Here is a 19,234-nt window from a genome sequence, read left to right as displayed (position 1 = left end):
CTTATCGCTCCAAAGCGGCCGACAGCCCGGCCCGGGATCGGACACCGAGCTTGCGATACGCGGCGCTGAGATACATCTCGACGGTCTTCTCGGAGATGAACAACTCGGCGGCGATCTGCTTGTTGGAGCGGCCCTCCGCCGCCAGTCGCGCGGTGCGCTGTTCGGCGGCGGTCAGACCCTGTCCATCGCCGCGGGGACTGTCCAGCCGGCCGATTTCGGCCCGAGCGCGCGCCACCCAGAGTGGTGCGCCGAGGCGCTCGAAGGTCTCGAGGGCTTCGTGCAGCGCCGCCGCCGCGTCCTGCCTGCGGCGTCGCCGGCGCTGCAGCTGACCCAAAAGCAGCTGGGTGCGCGCCTTTTCGAACGGCATGGGCAGCCGCTCGTGGTGGACCATAGCCTGCTCGACCGCGCGCTGGGCTTCGTCGAGATCGCCCCGAGCCGCGAAGAGCTGGCCGCGGCCGCGGGAGCCCACGGCCAGCATCCAGGGCCGATCGTGCTGAATTCCGTTGTGCTCCAATGCCTTGATCAAAGGCTCGGCCTCGTCGGTTCGACCGACCGAAGTCAACGCCTCGATCGCGTCGGGGAGATGGCGGCCACCCTCGATCTCGGTGGTGAGGCCGTCGAAGGAGTCGAGGTCCGGTTGCAACGTCGTCAGCGCAGCGGCGTACTCGCCCCGCGAAACCTCCAGAAACGCCAAGGTGCTGCGCGGGTCCTTGGCCATCAGCGGCGCGCCGATCGCGTATGACGCGTCCACCGCGGCCTGAGCCACCGAGCGCGCTTCGGCCTCGCGACCCGCGTACGCGGCCACCGCGCACTGCAAGGTCGACGCCGTGATGAGTGCGAACTTTCCGTCCATCTGCTCGGCGCGTTCCAGGGCCTCCTGCGCGGCCCGGGTGGCCTCGGGATAGCGCCCCGACCACAATTCGATCTGCGCCACATGTGCTGCGGCCCAGATGATGTCGACCTCGGTGCCCTCGTCGAGCATCTGCTTGAGTACGGCCAGCATCTCGTCGCGGGCGCGGTCCAGTTCGCCCGTGCAGCCGTGAATCATCGCCTCGACGGCGCTGGCACGAAAGAACGTCGTCGCCCCACTGCGCGGATCTTCGAGTTCCACGGCGGTGCGCAACGCCTCGTGCTCGACTCCTCGGCCGGCGATGAAACTGCCCGCGACCCATACGGATCGCGCCTGGCTTCGCAGGGCCGGCTCACCCATCCGGTCGGCGATCACGACGGCGTCGTCCATGATCCGCAGCGCCTCTTTGACCCGGTCGGTCATCACCAGCGCCAGCGCCAGGCGCAGTCGGCACAACAAGCCGAGGGCCGGGTTGTCGCCCACCTCGTCGACGGCTTCACTCATCACCTCGACCGCGCCGGCCATGTCGTCGTCATAGGCCATGACGCCACCCAGCCACATCAGCGCCATGCAGCGCAGTGCACCCGGCGGTGCCTCGGCGAGCGCCGCCCGCAGGCGTTCGCGCGCCGCGACGAAGGAACCCGCGCGAAAGTGTAATTCCCCGGCGCGGATCCGTCGCCAGACGTCGTCCCCGCCCAATGTCATTGCCAGTTCCAGCAATTCGGCCGCGACCGCCGGGGCGCCCTGCGCGATCGTCGTCTCGGCGGCCGCGTCCAGCGCGGCAAGCATGGTCGCATCGCCGGTTGCGGCGGCCAAAGCGAGATGGCGGGCCCTGACCTCGGGTCGCTCGACAATGCCGGCGAGCTTGCGGTGCATCGCCCGACGTCTCGACGGTGCGGCGTCGGTGTAGATGCCGGTGGCGAACAACGGATGGGCGAATCGCACGCGGTCGCCGTCGAGTACCACGGCGTGCAGGTGCTCGATCGACTCGAGGGCGGCGACGACATCGGCTGTCGACGTGTCGGTGGCCTGCGCGACCACCTCGACTGTCGGTGCGGCGCTGCACGCGGCGGCGAGCAGGACCGCAGCTGCCGCCTCGTCGACGTGACCGATGCGACGCCGCACCAACGCGACAAGGGTGTCGGGCAGGTCGACGCTGGTGGCCGCCAGGTCGTCCGCCGCGCCGCGGGCCAGTTCGATCGCGAAAAGCGGGTTGCCGCCCGATATCTCGTGTATCCGCGTGACCAGGGGTCGCGGCAGCGTATGGCCCAGCCGGTCAGCGACCAACGCGTGCAATGCTTTTCGGCCCAGCGGTCGCATGTGCACCTGAGCCTGGGCCTCGGGGCGGTGGAACCGCAGCCACGCCCGGTCGTCATGCGCGCCCGGGTCGCCGGTCCGGAAGCTCAGCAGCATCCCTACCGGTCCGGCGAGTCGGCGGGTGACGAAGCCGATCACCGCGCGACTCGACGCATCCAACCACTGGGCGTCATCGACCACGACCAACACCGGGCCCTGCGCGGCCAGACGCTCGATCACCGACATCAGTGCGATGGCGGTGGTGCGCTCGTCGGTGGCCGGCCCGCCGCTCTCCACCTCGCCGACGCACGCGCGCTGCAAAGCCAGCCGCTGCAGTTCCGGTAGGTCCGCGACCGCCTCGTCGTCGACGTCCCGGAGCAGATCTGCGACCGCGGCATAGGCATACGTCACTTCGGTGGGCGCGCCCTGCGCCTGGAGCACGCGAAAGTCCAACGCCCGCGCCTCGGCCACGGCGTCGAGGATCAGCGTCGTCTTGCCGATTCCGGCCTCACCGTCGACCACCAGCGACGCGGGCCCGACCTGGGCGTGGGTGAGCAGATCGGCAACAGCACGAGCCTCCTGGGCACGCTCGACCGTCCCTTCACCCACATCAAGCATTTTGCAGTCGGCAACGCCGAACCGCACAGCGATACGGCAGAACGGCCTGGGCTATCGGATGCGGCCCGTGGTCGCGTCCTCAACCCGGCGGGCCTACGGCAGGTTCGCCCCGTTTCCTCCGTTCGACCCGTCGAGGTCGCCAACGCCGTCGCCGCCCTTGATGCCGTCGCCGCCGATCGCATTGGTGCCGTTGCCGCCGTGGCCCCCATCGCCGCCGTTTCCGGTGCCGGTGAGGCTGCCGGCGCCGCCGTCAGCACCGGCCCCGCCCTTTGCGGCGCTGTCGGCACCCGTTGCGTACGCGTCGCCTCCTTCGCCGCCGGACCCACCGAGCGCACCGTTGGTGCCGCCGTTGCCGCCATCGGCACCCGCGCCGCCGGTCGCGGTGGCACCGGAGGCCGCACTCCCGTAGCCGCCAACGACGTTCCCCTGACCGCCGTGGCCGCCGTCACCGTTGCCAACGCCGGTGCCGCTGTCGCCGCCCGAACCCCCGGCGCCGGTGCTGTCCGCGACGCTCGGGCCGCCCCCGTCGCCGGGAGATACTTGGATGGCGCCCTGTCCGCCGGAGCCGCCCAGGCCGCCGTCATAACCATCGCCGCCGGTGCCGCCGGTACCGCTGCTGTCGGTGATCGTGCCGGCATAAAAGCTGTCTACGCTTCCAAATCCGCCGAATCCGCCGGTACCGCCGTCATGGCCGTCGCCAGCGACGCCGCCGGTGGCACTGCTGTCGGTAATGGTGCCGCCAAAGTACGTCTCGATCCGGCCCGTTCCGCCGATGCCGCCGGTCCCGCCGTCATAGCCGTCGCCGCCGGTGCCGCCGGTGGCCGTGCCGCCGGTGATGGTGCCGCCGAGGGCCTCGATGGCACCGAACCCGCCATGGCCGCCAATACCTCCGTCACCGTCACCGCCGGCCGCGCCGAGGGCCATCCCCGAAGCGGTGACGCTGGCACCGTTGTTGCCGAGACCCAAAAGCCAGCCGCCTCCGCCGCCGCCGCCCGTGCCACCGTTTATGCCATCGCCGCCGGCTGCACCGGTGGCGACACCACTGGCCGAGTCACCAATGTCGTTCTCGTCGAAGCCGCTCATGATGATCGCCATACCGCCAGCACCGCCGGCGCTGCCGGCTCCCGTCCCGGTGCCGCCAGCACCGCCGGTGGCGATGCCGGAAGCCGAACTGCCGATACCGTTGGTGTTGATCAGGGCTCCTCCGCCAGCACCGCCGGTCCCGCCGTCGGCGCCACCTGCACCACCGAGTCCGCCGGTCGCGGTCGCGTCGGTGCCGGTAGCACCATCAGAAGCAAGGACGGTGGCGGAACCACCGGTGCCGCCGACCCCGCCAGCTGCGATGGTGTCTCCGTCGCCGCCGGCCCCGCCGGCCCCACCGACCGCGGTGCTGTTCAGCACGCTGCTCCCGGCACCGGCTTGGATGAGGGCACCGCCGCCACCCCCGCCGCCACCACCACCGAAGCCGGGCCCGCTCGCGTTGGCTGCCGCGCCCGCGCCGCCGGCACCGCCGAGGCCGCCGGTCGCACCGGTTCCAATCGTGGCGCCTGCCCCGCCGGCGCCACCGTCGCCGCCGGTACCGAACGCGCCGCCGTCGGTCCCCACACCACCCATGCCGCCGGCGCCGCCGAAGCCTCCCGACTGTGCCTGGTCACTCGGGCCGAGGAGGACGTTCGTATACACACCGATGCCGCTACCGTTGCCGCCCGCGCCACCCTCACCGCCGCTGCCGCCGGCGCCACCCTCACCGCCGCTGCCGCCGGCGCCACCTCCGAGGGAGCCACCCGCCACGGCGCCACCGCCGTCACCACCCGCGCCGCCCGCACCGCCGGTGCCGGCAACGAGGAGCCCGCCGCCGCTGCCGCCAGCGCCACCTTCGCCACCGGTCCCACCCACGCCGCCGAGGCCGGCTACGCCGAGCGAGCCACCCGTCCCGGCGCTGCCGCCGGCACCGCCGTCCCCGCCGACGCCGCCGAGGCCCGTGCCCAGGGGCAGGGCACTAGCGGGCACGATGACGCCGGCGCCTCCGGTGCCACCGGTCCCACCCGCGCCGCCGAAGCCACCGTCGCCGTACAGGGCCGCGCTACTGCCGCCGTCGCCGCCATTGCCGCCCAGGCCGCCGACCGCGCCGGTCCCGGTCGTGTCATCGCCCGCGAAGCCTGCGGCACCGGTAAAGCCGGTCCCGCCCTGGCCGCCGTCGCCACCGATGCCGAAGAACGAGCCGGTCGCATCCCCGCCGGCACCGCCGTTTCCGGCGACGGAGCCCTCCAGACCTTCGCCGCCCATGCCCCCGGTTCCGGCAACGCCGAACGCGGTGTCACCGCCCGTGCCGCCGGCCATGCCGTAGGCCCCGAGCCCGCCGTCGCCTCCGTTGCCCATGTACGCCACGCCACCCAGGCCGCCAAGGCCGTCGGCATCGGTACCGCCGTCGCCGCCGTCACCGAACCACAATCCACCCGCGCCACCGGCCGCCTGCGCGAGCGTTCCTCCGTCCAGGCCGTCTGCGCCGTTGCCGATCAAGATGCCCTGACCACCGAGCTCCGAATACAGCATGTTGACGTAATCGTCGTATTGCACCGTGAACTGACCCAGGAAGGTGGTGCCGGTGATCCACTCCTGATCGAAGGTGTGCATCGGCTCGTAGACATACATGTCGTACAGCGCCGCAAAATCGGTCGGCGCCGCGGCCGCGCTGACCGGGTCGACGGCCGCCGCACCCAGCGCGCCATCGAGACCCGAGGTCAGGTCCGCGGTGGAAGCTGCACTCAGCGCGGCATCGAGGCTGGCCAGCCAGCTGTCCATACTCGCACCCAGTGCCGGGTCCGCTGCCGACAACGACGCAATGATCGGATCCAGAATGCTGTCGAGGATGCCGAAGTCGTCGGCGCGGGCCGTCGGCGCTGAGGCCACCGGGCCTAGGCCAAAGGCCAGCAACGCGCCGGCCCCGCCGCCAAGACCAACGGCCATCCGGCGCCGCCGTGCGGCGCGATCCGACCGACGGTTGCGTGTCTTGCTGCGCCTATGTGCCATCGCCGTCCCTTCGAACATGAATTTGCAAGGTTTTACTTGGGTAATTCACAGGTTCTTCGATGGCGAATTTATTGCCGACCGCATGAGCGGCGCTACAGGGATTTCCCTTGCGTCGCGGGCCGGGGCTTGGCCGCCGGCGACTATGCACAAAGCCATAATTTGAGGTTCGTATGACCGCCGTTTCATGGTTCAAAATTTGGTCGAATGGGTAACTGTGCTGCAACGAAAGGCCGGACGAGTTGCTTGCTAGACGCGAGCCTTATATGGTCTCTTACATAGTCCTCAGGAGTGACCATGCTGATCGTCGAACTCAACGTCGCCGGCTACCGCTTGAGCGGAGAATGGGCCGGTCTGCGGCGTAACACGCTGCGGCCCGCCCGGTTCAACCCGCGGACCATCCAGTGGCGGTTGCCGCAGCTTCGCCACACCCCCGCCGCGTAACGGCTGGGCTCTCGTGTCGGTTGCAACTCATGCGCGTCGCAAGCGCGGCGACACCCGGACGAAAATGCTGATCAGCGCGGCCGAGGTGATGCGCGAACGCGGTGCCGCCGGCGTGACCATCGACGAGGTGCTGCACCGCAGCGGAGCCCCACGAGGCTCGGTCTACTACCACTTTCCCGACGGTCGCAATCAGATCCTCGCCGAGGCATTGCAGTACGCGGGCGATGCGATCACCGCGGACATCGACGACGCCGCCGGCCGCGGGGCCAAGGTGCTACTGAAGCAGTTTGTCGACTTCTGGGCACGCGTGCTCGCCGACAGCGACTTCCACGCAGGCTGCCCGGTGGTGGCCGCGGCGATCGGCTCCGGTGACGACGAAGTCCGGTTGTCCAAGGAGGCCGCGCGGATTTTCGCGCATTGGCGGACGGCGCTCACGTGGGCGTTCGTCGCCGACGGATTCCAGGAACCCGACGCCGACGCGCTGGCGATCATGTCGATCGCGACGCTGGAAGGCGCCGTCGTGCTGTGTCGGTCGACCCGCAGCAGCGAGCCGCTGCACACGGTCTACGAACAGCTCGAATTCCTGGTCAAGGCAAAGGAATTCGTTCGCCGTAACGGCGTGCCGACGTCCTGATTCTCCGCCTCCTCCGCTGAGCGCTCCGCGCTCTGCATTGTCGGCGGAGGCTGAGCTAGTCGCTGGCCGGGAGCGGCTTGGCTTCCTTCAGGCTCAGCGCGGTCTCACCGACCGTGAGCGTGCCGGCACCCGCCTTGGTCACCAGCACCTCGGCGCCGGCCTCGTCCACGTACCGCTTGCCCATGATTGCGCCGTCGGAGAATGCGGGATCCAGCTCGCCCGACCGGTCGGCGCCCAACTCCACCATCGGGGCTCCACCGCAGCGCAGGTCGTCGAGGCTGTCCGCGCTACGGACGACGATCACCTGGGCGTCGCAGACCTGGCTGGCCAGACGGGTTCCGTTCTTGATCATGATTTCGATCCTCGGTTCGGTTACTGCTCGGCCGGAGCGGCGCGAAGCTCTTCGACGATGTCGCGGCGAAGCACTTTGCCCGTCGCGTTGGTGGGCAGCTCGTCGCGAAAGACTACCCGGTCAGGGGTCCGTGACCCCCGCAAACTCTTGCGGACATGCTCGCGCAATTCCTCGGGATCGGGGTCGGCGCCGAGGGCCGGAACGACCACCGCGACGATCGCCTGACCCCACTGCGGATCCTCGACGCCGACCACCGCGACATCGTGCACATGCGGGTGTTCCACGAGCACGTCCTCCAGTTCGGCGGGCGCGATGTTCTCGCCGCCGCGGATGATGGTGTCGTCGCTGCGGCCACCGATGAACAGGTAGCCGCCCTCGTCCAGGGTCGCGATGTCCTTGGTCGGGAACCACCCCTCGGCATCGAGCACCGAACCGATCCCGGTATAGCGGCCCGACACCTGCTCACCGCGGACGAATAGCTCGCCCGTCTCCCCCGCGGGAAGCACCACGCCGTCCTCGCCGCGGATCTGCACCTCGATGCTGGGCACCGGCTGCCCCACCGAGCCCAACCGCCTCAACACGGCCGGATCGTCGGCGGCCTGCGCCTCGCGGTGATCGTCGGGGGTCAGCACCGCGATCGTCGAACTCGTCTCGGTGAGGCCGTAGGCGTTGACGAAGCCGACGTGGGGCAGCAACTCCAGGGCCTTGCGCACCAGCGGCAGCGGCACTTTCGAGCCGCCGTAGGCCAGATTGCGCAGTGACGGCAACCGCTGCCCGCCGCCGTCGAGGACCGTGACGATCCGGTCCAGCATGGTTGGCACCACGGTCGCGCCGGTGACGTGCTCGGCGTCGATCAAGCGCAGCCATTCCTCCGGATCGAAGACCGGCAGATAGACCATCTTGCGGCCGGCGTACAGGTTCGACAGCGCCGCGCTGACCCCGGCGATGTGGTACGGCGGTACGCAAATCAGTGCGCCGTCTGTCTCCTCTGCGGACCCGAACTCGACGGTGCCGGTGACGTAGCTGGTGAGGTTGTTATGCGTCAGCTCAACGGCTTTCGGCTGCGACGTAGTGCCCGATGTGAACAGCACGATGCCGACCGAGTCCGGGTCGGCGAACTCGACGGCCGGCTCGGCGTCGCGGGCCTGAGCCAGAAAGTCGTCGGACAGGATGACCCGCTTTGCCACGCCGTCGAGGCCCGCCGGTCCACCCAATTCGTCCAGGTAGCGGCTGTCCGCGACCACCACCGGGTCGGGCAGCCGCGCGATCAGCGCCTTGATGCCGTCGGCCGAGAGCCGGTAGTTGACGGGCGTGAACGGCAGCCCGGCTCGCGCCGACGCGAACATCAGCAACGGCAGCATCGCCCCGCCGATCCCGACGTACACGACGTGCGAGGCCCCCGAGGCCGCGATGACACCGGCGCCGCCGTCGGCGAGATCGCTGAGTTGCTGGGTCGTCAGCCGGACATCGCCAGAGACGACGGCCGTCCGCTCGGGATCGCTCGAGCTGGCCATCTCGAGAAGTAGCGAAATACTCACGCTCGCACTTTCTGTGGTGCCCACACGTTACAAAGCTCGTCCAAAATGTCATGCCAGTTTAGATGACGTCACACCGGCCCCCACGCCGTGGCCGACGTCACCGCTGCTGCGGCGTTTACCGGCCGACCGAGGGGTTATAAAGCTCCGAGGCCGCCAGTAGTTGACCAAGCAACCACGAGCGAGTTGGGACATCGCGTTGACGACCTTGCATACAGCGAAAGCTGTCACACCCTCCACCCTCACCAAACTTCGCGCCGGCATCGCGGGCGCCATGCTCGCCGAGTTCTTCGGCACCTTCGTCCTGTTGTTGCTCGGGCTGGGCACCTGCGCCGTCAACGTCGTCGGCCTGCCCGAGTCCGGCCGCCAGACCTTGCCGTTCGGTCCGGACAACTGGCTGATCACGGTGTTCGGCTGGGCGTTCGCGGTGATGCTGGCGGCCTACGTGTCCGGCGGTATCAGCGGCGCCCATTTCAACCCGGCAGTCACACTTGCCTTCGCCGTTGCGCGAAAGTTCGCTTGGCGCAACGTGATCCCCTACTGGGCGGCACAGCTCGCCGGCGCGTTCTGTGCGTCGGCGGCGGTGTACGCGGTGTACCGAGCCGCCATCCTGGCCCACGACGCTCACACGCCGCGATCGCAGGCCGCCGACACCTTCGGGATCTTCGCGACCTCGCCGGCGCCGTACTTCCACGGCGGATATCTCGGGCCCGTCGTCGACCAGCTGGTCGGCACCGCGATCCTGGTGGTGCTGATCGCGGCGCTGATCGACAATCGCAACCAGGCGCCGTCGGGCAACCTGGCACCCCTACTCATCGGATTCGTCGTCGCCGTCATCGGTTGCGCGTACGGCACCAATGCCGGCTACGCACTCAACCCGGCGCGCGACCTCGGTCCGCGGATCTTCACCTGGCTCGAAGGTTGGGGGAAGCTCGCGCTACCCGGGAATTACGGGCAGACCACCAACTACTGGTGGATTCCGGTGTTCGTGCCCCTGCTGGGTGCCGTGGTCGGCATCCTGGTCTACGACTTCTTCATCGGCCATGTGCTCGACGCCCGCGCCACGATGCTGCTCACGCCGGAGCCGGGTCTCGCTCCGCTACCCACCACCGACGCCGCAGCGGGCGTGGCCGGCCCGGTGACCATGGAGGACAGCGCCGACGGCGAAGAGGATCAGGCCGCCTGACTCAGGTGCCGGTCCACTTGGCGGGACGCTTTTCGGCGAACGCGATCGCGCCTTCCTTGGCGTCGTTCGAGCCGAACACCGGCATCAGGATCTTGTTCTGCTTGCCGAACCGCTCGTCCGGGCTCCAGCCGCGGGACTCGACGATGATCTGCTTGGTCGCCGCGACCGCCAGCGGGCCGTTGACGGTGATCCGCTCGGCCAGGTCGATCGCCGCCTCGAGTGCATGACCCGGTTCGGCGAGCACGTTGACCATGCCCAGCGCGTGCGCGCGCTCGGCGGTGAACGGCTCCCCGGTCAGCGCCAACTCCATCGCGATCGCCGGCGGGATGCGCTCGGGCAGGCGCAGCAGGCCACCGCCGCCGGCCACCAGACCGCGCTTGACCTCCGGGATGCCGAACGACGAGTCCTTCGACGCCACAATCAGGTCGGTGGCCAGCGCCAACTCGGTGCCACCGGCCAGCGCGTAGCCCTCGACGGCCGCGATCAGCGGCTTGACCGGCCCGCGTTCGGTGAAGCCCATGCCGCGGCCCTCGACGATGGGAACCTCGCCGCGGGCGAACGCCTTGAGGTCCATGCCCGCGCAGAACGATCCGCCCGCGCCGGTCACGATTCCCACCGACAGGCCGGGGTCGCCGTCGAGCCGATCCACGGCGTCGGCCAGTCCGTGGGCTACCGCGGAGTTGACCGCGTTCTTCGCCTTGGGCCGGTTGATGGTGATGATCAGGATCCGGTCCCGCTGCTCGACGAGAACCTCGGGTTCGGTGGCTTCTTCGGTGCTCACGACGCTGTGACACTCCTTGTTCATTGTGTAACGGGGTTGCAGAGATGGTAGCGAGCCGTCTTCGACCGGCTAGCATCACTGCCAAATGGCTGCTCCCGATATCGACCCGACCGAGCTCTCCAAGTGGGATCCCGGGCTGACCGAGCGCGTGATGGGCTGGCTGCGCCCCCTGATCAAGGGATATCACCGCGCCGAAGTCCGCGGCCTCGAATCCTTCCCGCCGGGCGGCGCCCTGGTGGTGGCCAACCATTCCGGCGGGCTGTTCGCGATGGACGTGCCGGTGTTCGCGACGGGCTTCTACGAGCACTTCGGTTTCGACCGGCCCGTCTACACGCTGAGCCACGACCTCATCTTCACCGGCCCGACCGGCGAGTTCTTTCGCCGCACCGGCTTCATCCGGGCCAACCACGAAAACGCCGACGAGGCACTGCGATCCGGCGGCGTGGTGGTGGTGTTCCCCGGTGGGGACTACGACGTGTACCGGCCGACGTTGTCGGAGAACGTGATTGACTTCGACGGACGCACCGGTTACGTGCGGGCTGCGTTGAACGCGGGTGTGCCGATCGTGCCGGCGGTGTCGATCGGCGGCCAGGAAAGTCAGCTGTATCTAACCCGCGGGACCGGACTGGCCAAGCTATTGCGACTCGACAAGATGCTGCGCGCAAAGATCCTGCCGATCTCGATCGGCTTCCCGTTCGGGCTCTCGGCGGTGTTGCCGGTCAACGTGCCGTTGCCGACCAAGATCGTGATGCAGGTGCTTGAACCCATCGACGTGACAGGCGAATTCGGCGAGGACCCCGACATTGACACGGTCGACTCGCATGTCCGGCGCGTGATGCAGAAGGCATTGGACGGCTTGGCCAAACAGCGTCGCCTGCCGGTAATCGGGTAGCGATGGCGTTCGGTCTGCTGGGCAGCATGGTCCGCGCGGGGATCATTGCCCCGATGCGACCGGACAAGTACCTCCGGATCATCGGCGCGGTCCGTCGCGAAGGTCTTACCGTGACAAGCGGATTCGGAATGTCGGCGCAGCGCTGTCCGAACCGGGCGGCGTTGATCGACGAACTGGGGACGCTGACCTTCCGCGAACTCGACCGGCGCGCCGACGCGTTGACCGCCGCGCTGCAAAGCCTGCCGGGCGGCACCCCAGCGGTGCTGGCGATCATGTGCCGCAACCATCGCGGCTTCGTCGAGGCGTTGATCGCCGCCAACCGCCTCGGCGCCGACGTGCTGCTGCTCAACACGTCGTTTGCCGGCCCAGCGCTGGCCGATGTGGTCAACCGCGAAAGCGCGGACGCGGTGATCTACGACGAGGAGTTCACCGAGTCGGTGGACCGCGCGCTGGCCGACAAGCCCGACACGGCTCGCGTCGTCGCGTGGACCGATCACCCGGAGCAGCACGACGTCACCGTCGAGAAGCTCATCGCCGAGCATCTCGGCGAGCGCCCGGTCAAGACGGGGCGCACGGGCAAGATGATCCTGCTGACCTCGGGCACGACCGGTAATCCCAAGGGCGCCAAGCACTCCGGCGGCGGCGCGACGGAGCTTCAGGCGATCCTCGACCGGGTGCCATGGCACACCGAGGAGACGACGGTGGTCGTCGCTCCGATGTTTCATGCCTGGGGCTTCTCGCAGCTGATCTTCGCCGCCTCGCTCGGCTGCACGGTGGCGACCCGGCGCAAGTTCGACCCGGAGGCCACCCTTGAGTTGATCGACCGCCACCAGGCCACCGGACTGTGTGTGGTGCCGGTGATGTTCGACCGGATCATGGATCTGCCGCCTGTAGTGCGCGGCCGCTACAGCGGGCGGTCACTGAAGTTCGCCACCGCGTCCGGATCGCGGATGCGGCCCGACGTCGTCACGAGATTCATGGACGAGTTCGGCGACATCCTCTACAACAACTACAACGCAACCGAGGCGGGCATGATCGCCTCGGCGACCCCGGCCGATCTGCGGGCCGCACCCGACACCGCGGGAAAACCCATCCTGGGCACCGAGATTCGCATCCTCGACTCCGACCATCGGCCGGTGCCGGTCGGCGAGGTCGGCCAGATCTTCGTCCGCAACTCCAACCGCTTCGAGGGTTACACCTCCGGTGAGAACAAGAACTTCCACGACGGCTTCATGGCGTCCGGCGATGTCGGCCGCCTCGACGAGGCCGGGCGGCTGTTCGTGGTGGGGCGCGACGACGAGATGATCGTGTCGGGCGGCGAGAACGTCTACCCGATCGAGGTGGAGAAGACGTTGGGGCTGCACGCCGCCGTCACGGACGCCACCGTGCTGGGTGTCGACGACGCGGAGTACGGGCAGCGATTAGCGGCGTTCGTGGTGCTGGCGCCCGGCGCATCGGTCACCGTCGACGACCTCAAGCAGCACGTCCGGGATAATTTGGCGAATTACAAAGTGCCGCGCGAGATTATCGTGCTCGACGAATTGCCGCGCAGCAGCACCGGCAAGATCTCACGGCGCGACCTCCAGGATCATCTGGGCGGTTAGGCCCTTCGCCGAACGTGCAGTCAGTGCGAAAATTCGGCTGAAAAATCGCACCGGTTACACGCTCGGCGCGGCGGACTCAGGCCTGGGCCAGCGCGCCCTCGACCACCGTCAGCTGCTCGGAAAGCCCTGCGGCGCGGCGGATATCGGCCAACTCGTCGATGATCGCCGCGGTGAGCTCGTGCGGGTCGTCGAGAGTGGCGTCCTCGGCGAGCACCGAAACGTTCAGCTGGTCAACGTAACTCCACACGGTGATGTTCAATCCGCTGCCGGCGGTCAACGGCCCCACCGAATAGATCTCGGTGACCTTCGCGCCCCCGACGCGTCCGTGTTCACGCGGCCCGGGCACGTTGGAGACGTTGAGGTTGAGCACCTTGTTCTGCCCGTCGCGGCTAGACAGCCAGCGGAACAGCGACTCTGCGGGTGCGGGCGGGAAGTAGGCGGCCCAGCGGCTGACCAATTCCGGGCCGAGCAACTGCTGACTCTCCTTGGCGTCATTGGCGTAATCGTGTGAGCGGCGCACCCGTTCCAGCGGATCGTCGACATCGGTGGGCAGACCGACCATCATGCCGGTGAAGTAGTTCCCCGATATGCGGTCCGGCGAGCGGTCGAAGCTGACCGGCACCGACGCCAGCAACGGGTCATCGGATGCGCCGTCGTATTTCAGTCGCATCGTGCGTAACGCCCCCGCCGACAAGGCCAGCACCATGTCATTGATCGTGACACCGAGCGACTTGGCGGTCTCCTTGATGTCACCCAAAGCCAAAGTGGCTGTGGCGAACCGACGTTCGGGAGTGAGCATGTGGTTCATGAACGACGGCGGCGGGGTGAACGGCATCGTCAGTTCGGGACCGAGCTTGCGGGAACTGCGCCGCACCCGGTTGATGCCCTTGGCGGTGTAGCCGATCGTTCCAGGGATCCGCCCGATATGCCGCATGTGGTCGGCGAACGCCGAGCGCACCAGTTCGCCGGTCGACGGCGCAGGGTCGGGGGCATAGCGCACCTCGCCGTCCTGCGGTCCGGGCGCCAGATCCATCCCGCGCGCCAGCAAGTTCGCCGCGGCGACCCCGTCGGCCAGCGCGTGATGCACCTTGCCGATCACGGCGATCCGGTTGTCGGGCAGTCCTTCGACGAAGTACATCTCCCACAGGGGGTGGTCGCGGTCGAGCGGCGTGCTGGCAATCTCGCCGATCGCCTCGTCCAACTCACGCCTGCCACCCGGCGCCTTCAGTTGCCACGGCCGCACGTGATAGGTGAGGTCGACGTCGCAATTCTCCCGCCACATCGGGTGGTGCAGCTTGAGCGGAATGTCAACCAGCTGATAGCAAAACGGCTCCAGCTTGTACAACCGGCTGTGGATCACCCGGCGGAAGGCCTCGATGTCGAAGTCGCGGCGATGGTCGTCGAGTTCAATGACCGCGATCTTGAGCGTGTGCATGTGCACATTCGGCGTTTCGCTGTAGAGCAGTACCGCGTCCCAGCCGCTCAGCCGCTTCATGGGTCGGACCTTACAACTGCGCGGCGGCTAAACGACCTCTTTGGCCGCGATGATCCGGTTGCGATAGACCGCATCGAGGAACAGCCCCACCGCCGTCGACACGGAGCCGGTGCGCGCCCCGTCGGTCATGTCGAAGCCATGGCCGGCGCCGGGCAGTTCGACGTAGCTGACGATCGACCGGGAAATCGACCGGAGCCGCTCGACGAAGCTGCGGGCCTGCGCCACCGGGATCACGGAGTCGCTGCTGCCGTGAATCACCAAGAACGGCGGGGCATCTGGATGAATTCGTGCGATCGGCGATGCGTCGCGGAAGACGTCGGGATGACGATCGATACGACGCTTGACCACGACCCGCTCGAGGAAGTCGACGAACCGGGCCCGCTCGGGGGTCGAGCGGTCTTCCCAGTCGTAGCGGCCGTAGATGCCGACCACAGCGTCGACCGAAGTGTCCGAGTCCGGCGGCAGGTCGGTCTGCATGGCGGGGTCGTTGGCGGTCAGCCCGGCAAGGGCGGCCAAGTGTCCGCCGGCCGAACAGCCCGTCACCGCAATGAAATTGCGGTCGCCGCCGAACTTGTCGACGTTCGCTCGCGCCCATGCGATCGCGGTCTTGATGTCGGTGATGTGCGACGGCCAACGGTTGTGCGGCGAGACCCGGTACTCCACCGACAAGCAGATCCAGCCCATCTCGGCCAACTGCGACATCAGCGCGTAGCCCTGCAACTGCCGTCCGCCGTGCACCCAGGCCCCACCGGGAACGAAGATCATCACCGGCGCCGGGCGCACCGGCAGGTCCTTGCGCCGCCAGACGTCGAGCAGCTGCGACGGCAGCTTGCCGTAGCGCACCGACGTGCGGTGCAGGTGGCGACGGTGGCGCAACGCGCGCCAGACCGGCGGAGCCTTGTCGGGTGCCGGCCACTCGATGTCGAGGTCCTGGTTCGAGACGACGCCGCGCAATGCCGCGTCGAGAATCGCGTTGGTCTGAGCCCGCTCGGCCCGGCGGTCAGCGGCCGTGACCGGGGTTTGTCCGGACTGTTTCGACGCGGCCATGAATTCCGGAATTTGCCGATAACCCCACACACCCATCGCCGTCAGGCCACCGAGCGGTTCGAGGTGCCTGCCGACCACCGGCAGCGACGCCATCGCGTCGCTCCAGGCCAGCATGTAGTCGCCAGGCTTGGCGCGAAGCAACCACTTCGCCCGAGAAGTCACAGTCATCGGGCGAGCGTACCCCCGAGTAACACCACCAAACCGGAAACGCGCGTGTGCGCTAAATGCAGTCGGCATACTGGACCGATGCCGAGCACAGATTTCCACCCTGAACTCCGCAAAGTCGCTCGATTCGCGCCCCGCGCGCTGGTCGGTCCCCGGACGTTGAAGTTGATCCGAAAGGTCTCGCCGGCGATCCAGCGCGGCGGCAGCAGCCGCGACGTCGAGGCGCTGATCCTGCCGTCCGGAGTCGGGGTGCGGCTGTACCGCCCAGCCGACGCCGGCGCGCCCGGCCCGGGGCTGCTGTGGATTCACGGTGGCGGCTATGTCATCGGCACCGCACAGCAGGACGACGAACTGTGCCGACGGTTCGTCCGGGAACTGGGCGTCACCGTCGTGTCGGTGGACTACCGGCTGGCCCCCGAGCATCCTTACCCCGCTCCGCTGGAGGACTGCTATTCCGCGCTAACGTGGCTGGCCGCGCTGCCCGCGGTGGACCCGGCCCGGGTCGCGATCGGCGGCGCCAGCGCCGGCGGCGGGCTTGCGGCGGCTCTTGCGCTGCTGGCACGCGACCGCGGTGAGGTCACGCCGGCATTGCAACTGCTGGCGTACCCGATGCTCGACGACCGCAGCGGATCGACGGCGGAGAACCCGAACTACCGGCTGTGGGGACCGAAGAGCAACCGCTTCGGGTGGGCGGCCTACCTCGGCAACGCCGACCCGAAGGTGGCGGTACCGGCCCGCCACGAGGACCTCAGCGGCCTTCCCCCGGCGTGGATCGGCGTCGGCACGCACGACCTGTTCCACGACGAGGACGTCGCCTACGCCGCCCGGCTGACGGCCGCCGGGGTCCCGTGTCAGATCGAGACGATTCCGGGCGTATTCCACGGCTTCGACCTGGTGGTGCCGAAAGCGGCTGTGTCCCGGGCCTTTTTCGCCAGCCAGTGCGCGAGTCTGCGGGCGGCGCTGGCCGCGACGAGCTGATGCCCTTCGCGGTGAGCGACGAGCAGCGGGCCCTGCGCAGCGCGGTCGCCGACCTGATGACCCGGCATTCCGGGGAGGCACAGGTGCGCACGCTGATGGCCACCGACACCGGCTTCGATGCGGCGGTCTGGCGCGAACTGGCCACCATGGGACTGACCGGTCTGCTGATCGACGAGGCACATGGCGGCGCCGGCGCGGGCCCGGTCGAGATGGGCATCGCGATGGAGGAGATGGGCCGGGCGCTGCTGGTCAGCCCGTTCCTGTCGACGGCGGTGCTGGTGCCCAGCCTGCTCGCCGCTGTCGGTGACAAGTCCGAAAGTGCTCCGGCGCTAACACGAATCGCCACCGGCGACCTGATCGCCACCGTCGCGTTCGCCGAGGACGGCTCGGCCCGGATACCGGCGGCGATCGCCACGTCCGCCGGTCTGATCGGCGATACCTGGCACCTCACCGGCTACAAGCATTTCGTGCTCGACGGGCTGTCGGCGGCGGTGATCTACGTGCTGGCCGCCACCGATGCGGGTCCTACCGTGTTCGCGGTCGACGCCGGAGCCGACGGCCTGGCCGTGACACCGCTCGAAACCGTGGACGCGACGCGCAAGCAGTGTCGGCTGCAATTCGTCGACACCCCGGCGCGGCTGATCGGTCGACCGGGTGCCGGGATCGAGGCGTTCGGCACCGCGCTGGATGTGGCGGCGCTGGCGCTGGTCGGCGAGCAGGCGGGCGGCGCGCGCCGCGCGGTCGAGATGGCCACCGAGTACGCCAAGACCCGCTACCAGTTCGGTCGCGCGATCGGCAGCTTTCAGGCCGTCAAGCACATGTGCGCCGACATGCTGCTGGAGGCGGAGTCCACGGTCTCGGCGGCCCGGTTCGCGGCGGAGTCCTATGCCTCCGGAGCCGCGTCTCGTGTCGCGGATCTGGCTCTGGCGCAGGCGTATTGCTCGGATGCCTTCGTATTCGTCGCGGCCACGAGCATTCAGGTGCACGGCGGCATCGGGTTCACCTGGGAGCACCCGGCCCACCTGTACCTGCGCCGGGCCCGCAGCGACGCCCAACTGCTGGGCAGCGCGTCGTGGCATCGGGAGCGCTACCTGCAGCAGATCGGAGCCTGACTTCATGACCTCCGCCGACGACGATGCAGAGCGAAGCGATGAGGAGGAGCGGCGCAATGACTGACGACGAGCTACGCACCGAAGTCCGAAAGTGGTTGGCGGACAACTGGAATCCCGATATCGATCGCGGTAGCTGGGCCCACATCGTGGTCGAGGCCGGCTGGGCGACGCCGAGCTGGGAGCCGGACTTCTACGGCCGGGGCCTCACCGACAGCCAATCCCGGCTGGTGGCGGCGGAATTCGCCGCCGTCGGTGCGCACGGCTGCGGGCATGATCGCGGCAACCTGTTCGCCTGCACGCTGCATGAACTCGGCACCGACGAGCAGAAGCAGCGGCTTATCCCGCCGTCGATCCGTGGCGAGAGCAAGTGGTGCCTGCTGTACAGCGAACCCGGCGCCGGCTCGGACCTCGCCGGACTGCGCACCCGGGCCGAGCGTGACGGCGACGAGTGGGTGATCAACGGGCAGAAGGTGTGGACGTCATTCGCCAAGACCGCGGACTACGGAATGTTGGTGGCCCGCACCGACTGGACGGTGCCGAAGCATCAGGGCATCAGCTTCTTCATGCTGCCGATGAAGCAACCCGGGGTCGAGGTGCGACCGATCCATCAGATCACCGGCGAGTCGGAGTTCAACGAGGTCTTCATCGAAGACGCCCGGGTTCCCGCGGGAAATCTGGTCGGCGAGTTGAACGCCGGATGGTCGGTGCTGAACACCGCGCTCGCCTACGAGCGACGGTTCATGGCCGACATCGCGCGGACCGCGAAGGACGCGAAGCGCCCGCGCGGCGAAAAGGGCCATCTGCTAGTCGAATTGGCGCGTGACGCCGGCCGACTCGACGACCCGTACATCCGACAGCAGATCGCCCGGGTCGACGCGCTGGCGACCGTGAACCGGTGGAACACCCAGCGGTCGAAGGCCGCGACCGACCGGGTCGAGTCGGCGACGCTGATGGCGCTGGGCAAGATCGCGATGTCGCGGATCCTGCACGAGACGGCGCGCGTCGAGACCGAGATCGTCGGCGCCGAAGCGATGTTGGCCGGTCCGGACAATCCGGTCGGTGACGCGGTGACGTTCCGAACCCTGAACGCCTACTTCACCTCGATCGGTGGCGGCACCGACCAGATTCAGCGCAACATCGTCGGCGAGCGGGTGCTCGGACTACCGAAAGAGCCTGAGCCGTACAAGAACACGGCCTTCCGCGAGCTGCCGCACTGAT

General features: G+C 68.6%; 15 protein-coding genes. 8 read left to right on the top strand and 7 right to left on the bottom strand.

From position 1 onward, the window contains the following. Position 1 precedes the first annotated feature (1 nt). Complete coding sequence (locus PT015_RS19485) at positions 2-2,755, bottom strand: helix-turn-helix transcriptional regulator (protein WP_285186609.1); 2,754 nt, start codon at positions 2,753-2,755, stop codon at positions 2-4. Between the two features lie 102 nt (positions 2,756-2,857). Continuing rightward, on the bottom strand, positions 2,858-5,731 hold the full coding sequence (locus PT015_RS19480) for a PE family protein (RefSeq protein ID WP_285186608.1): 2,874 nt from the start codon (positions 5,729-5,731) through the stop codon (positions 2,858-2,860). A gap of 357 nt (positions 5,732-6,088) precedes the next feature. On the opposite strand from PT015_RS19480, the gene PT015_RS19475 reads away from it, so the two are divergent. Beyond that, the gene (locus PT015_RS19475; RefSeq protein ID WP_285186607.1) at positions 6,089-6,235 is read left to right on the top strand and encodes a hypothetical protein; all 147 of its coding nucleotides are present in this window, start codon (positions 6,089-6,091) and stop codon (positions 6,233-6,235) included. 64 nt (positions 6,236-6,299) lie between these two features. Next, the gene (locus PT015_RS19470; protein WP_285191185.1) at positions 6,300-6,869 is read left to right on the top strand and encodes a TetR/AcrR family transcriptional regulator; all 570 of its coding nucleotides are present in this window, start codon (positions 6,300-6,302) and stop codon (positions 6,867-6,869) included. A gap of 55 nt (positions 6,870-6,924) precedes the next feature. Here the strand turns inward: PT015_RS19470 and PT015_RS19465 are convergent, their stop codons facing one another. Together PT015_RS19465 and PT015_RS19460 are read right to left on the bottom strand one after the other, a co-directional pair. Then, positions 6,925-7,221 carry a hypothetical protein gene (locus PT015_RS19465; protein WP_285186606.1) on the bottom strand — a complete coding sequence of 99 codons (297 nt, stop codon included), beginning with the start codon at positions 7,219-7,221 and terminating at the stop codon, positions 6,925-6,927. Between the two features lie 20 nt (positions 7,222-7,241). After that, complete coding sequence (locus PT015_RS19460) at positions 7,242-8,759, bottom strand: class I adenylate-forming enzyme family protein (protein WP_285186605.1); 1,518 nt, start codon at positions 8,757-8,759, stop codon at positions 7,242-7,244. A 196-nt stretch (positions 8,760-8,955) separates the two neighbouring features. On the opposite strand from PT015_RS19460, the gene PT015_RS19455 reads away from it, so the two are divergent. Continuing rightward, positions 8,956-9,942, top strand: a complete 987-nt coding sequence (locus PT015_RS19455; RefSeq protein WP_285186604.1) for an MIP/aquaporin family protein — start codon at positions 8,956-8,958, stop codon at positions 9,940-9,942. Position 9,943: 1 nt separating this feature from the next. Here PT015_RS19455 and PT015_RS19450 read toward each other — a convergent pair whose 3' ends face one another. After that, positions 9,944-10,747, bottom strand: a complete 804-nt coding sequence (locus PT015_RS19450; protein ID WP_285186602.1) for a crotonase/enoyl-CoA hydratase family protein — start codon at positions 10,745-10,747, stop codon at positions 9,944-9,946. 61 nt (positions 10,748-10,808) lie between these two features. Here PT015_RS19450 and PT015_RS19445 point away from each other — a divergent pair, with 61 nt between their 5' ends. Both PT015_RS19445 and fadD12 read left to right on the top strand, forming a co-directional pair. Continuing rightward, positions 10,809-11,615 (top strand): 1-acyl-sn-glycerol-3-phosphate acyltransferase, encoded by an 807-nt coding sequence (locus PT015_RS19445; RefSeq protein ID WP_285186600.1) that lies wholly within the window; start codon positions 10,809-10,811, stop codon positions 11,613-11,615. A gap of 2 nt (positions 11,616-11,617) precedes the next feature. Then, complete coding sequence (fadD12, locus tag PT015_RS19440) at positions 11,618-13,219, top strand: acyl-CoA ligase FadD12 (RefSeq protein ID WP_285186599.1); 1,602 nt, start codon at positions 11,618-11,620, stop codon at positions 13,217-13,219. Between the two features lie 76 nt (positions 13,220-13,295). On the opposite strand, the gene PT015_RS19435 is transcribed toward fadD12, so the two are convergent. Beyond that, complete coding sequence (locus tag PT015_RS19435; protein ID WP_285186598.1) at positions 13,296-14,714, bottom strand: WS/DGAT/MGAT family O-acyltransferase; 1,419 nt, start codon at positions 14,712-14,714, stop codon at positions 13,296-13,298. A 27-nt stretch (positions 14,715-14,741) separates the two neighbouring features. After that, positions 14,742-15,929 carry an alpha/beta hydrolase gene (locus PT015_RS19430; RefSeq protein WP_285186597.1) on the bottom strand — a complete coding sequence of 396 codons (1,188 nt, stop codon included), beginning with the start codon at positions 15,927-15,929 and terminating at the stop codon, positions 14,742-14,744. A gap of 78 nt (positions 15,930-16,007) precedes the next feature. Here PT015_RS19430 and PT015_RS19425 point away from each other — a divergent pair, with 78 nt between their 5' ends. Genes PT015_RS19425 through PT015_RS19415 form a run of 3 tightly spaced genes read left to right on the top strand, consistent with a single transcriptional unit; the run spans position 16,008 to position 19,233 of the window. Further along, positions 16,008-16,904, top strand: coding sequence for an alpha/beta hydrolase (locus PT015_RS19425; RefSeq protein WP_285186596.1), 897 nt, complete (start codon positions 16,008-16,010; stop codon positions 16,902-16,904). Next, positions 16,904-18,016, top strand: a complete 1,113-nt coding sequence (locus PT015_RS19420) for an acyl-CoA dehydrogenase family protein (RefSeq protein WP_285186595.1) — start codon at positions 16,904-16,906, stop codon at positions 18,014-18,016. Before PT015_RS19425 ends, PT015_RS19420 begins: the two co-directional genes overlap by 1 nt. 56 nt (positions 18,017-18,072) lie before the next feature. Further along, positions 18,073-19,233, top strand: coding sequence for an acyl-CoA dehydrogenase family protein (locus PT015_RS19415; protein WP_285186594.1), 1,161 nt, complete (start codon positions 18,073-18,075; stop codon positions 19,231-19,233). The last annotated feature ends 1 nt before the right edge of the window (position 19,234 follow it).

It is taken from the genome of Candidatus Mycobacterium wuenschmannii (assembly GCF_030252325.1).
Taxonomy (GTDB): domain Bacteria; phylum Actinomycetota; class Actinomycetes; order Mycobacteriales; family Mycobacteriaceae; genus Mycobacterium; species Mycobacterium wuenschmannii.
Note: the sequence above shows the minus strand (reverse complement) of the source record. Positions and strands in the feature narration are given on the sequence as shown.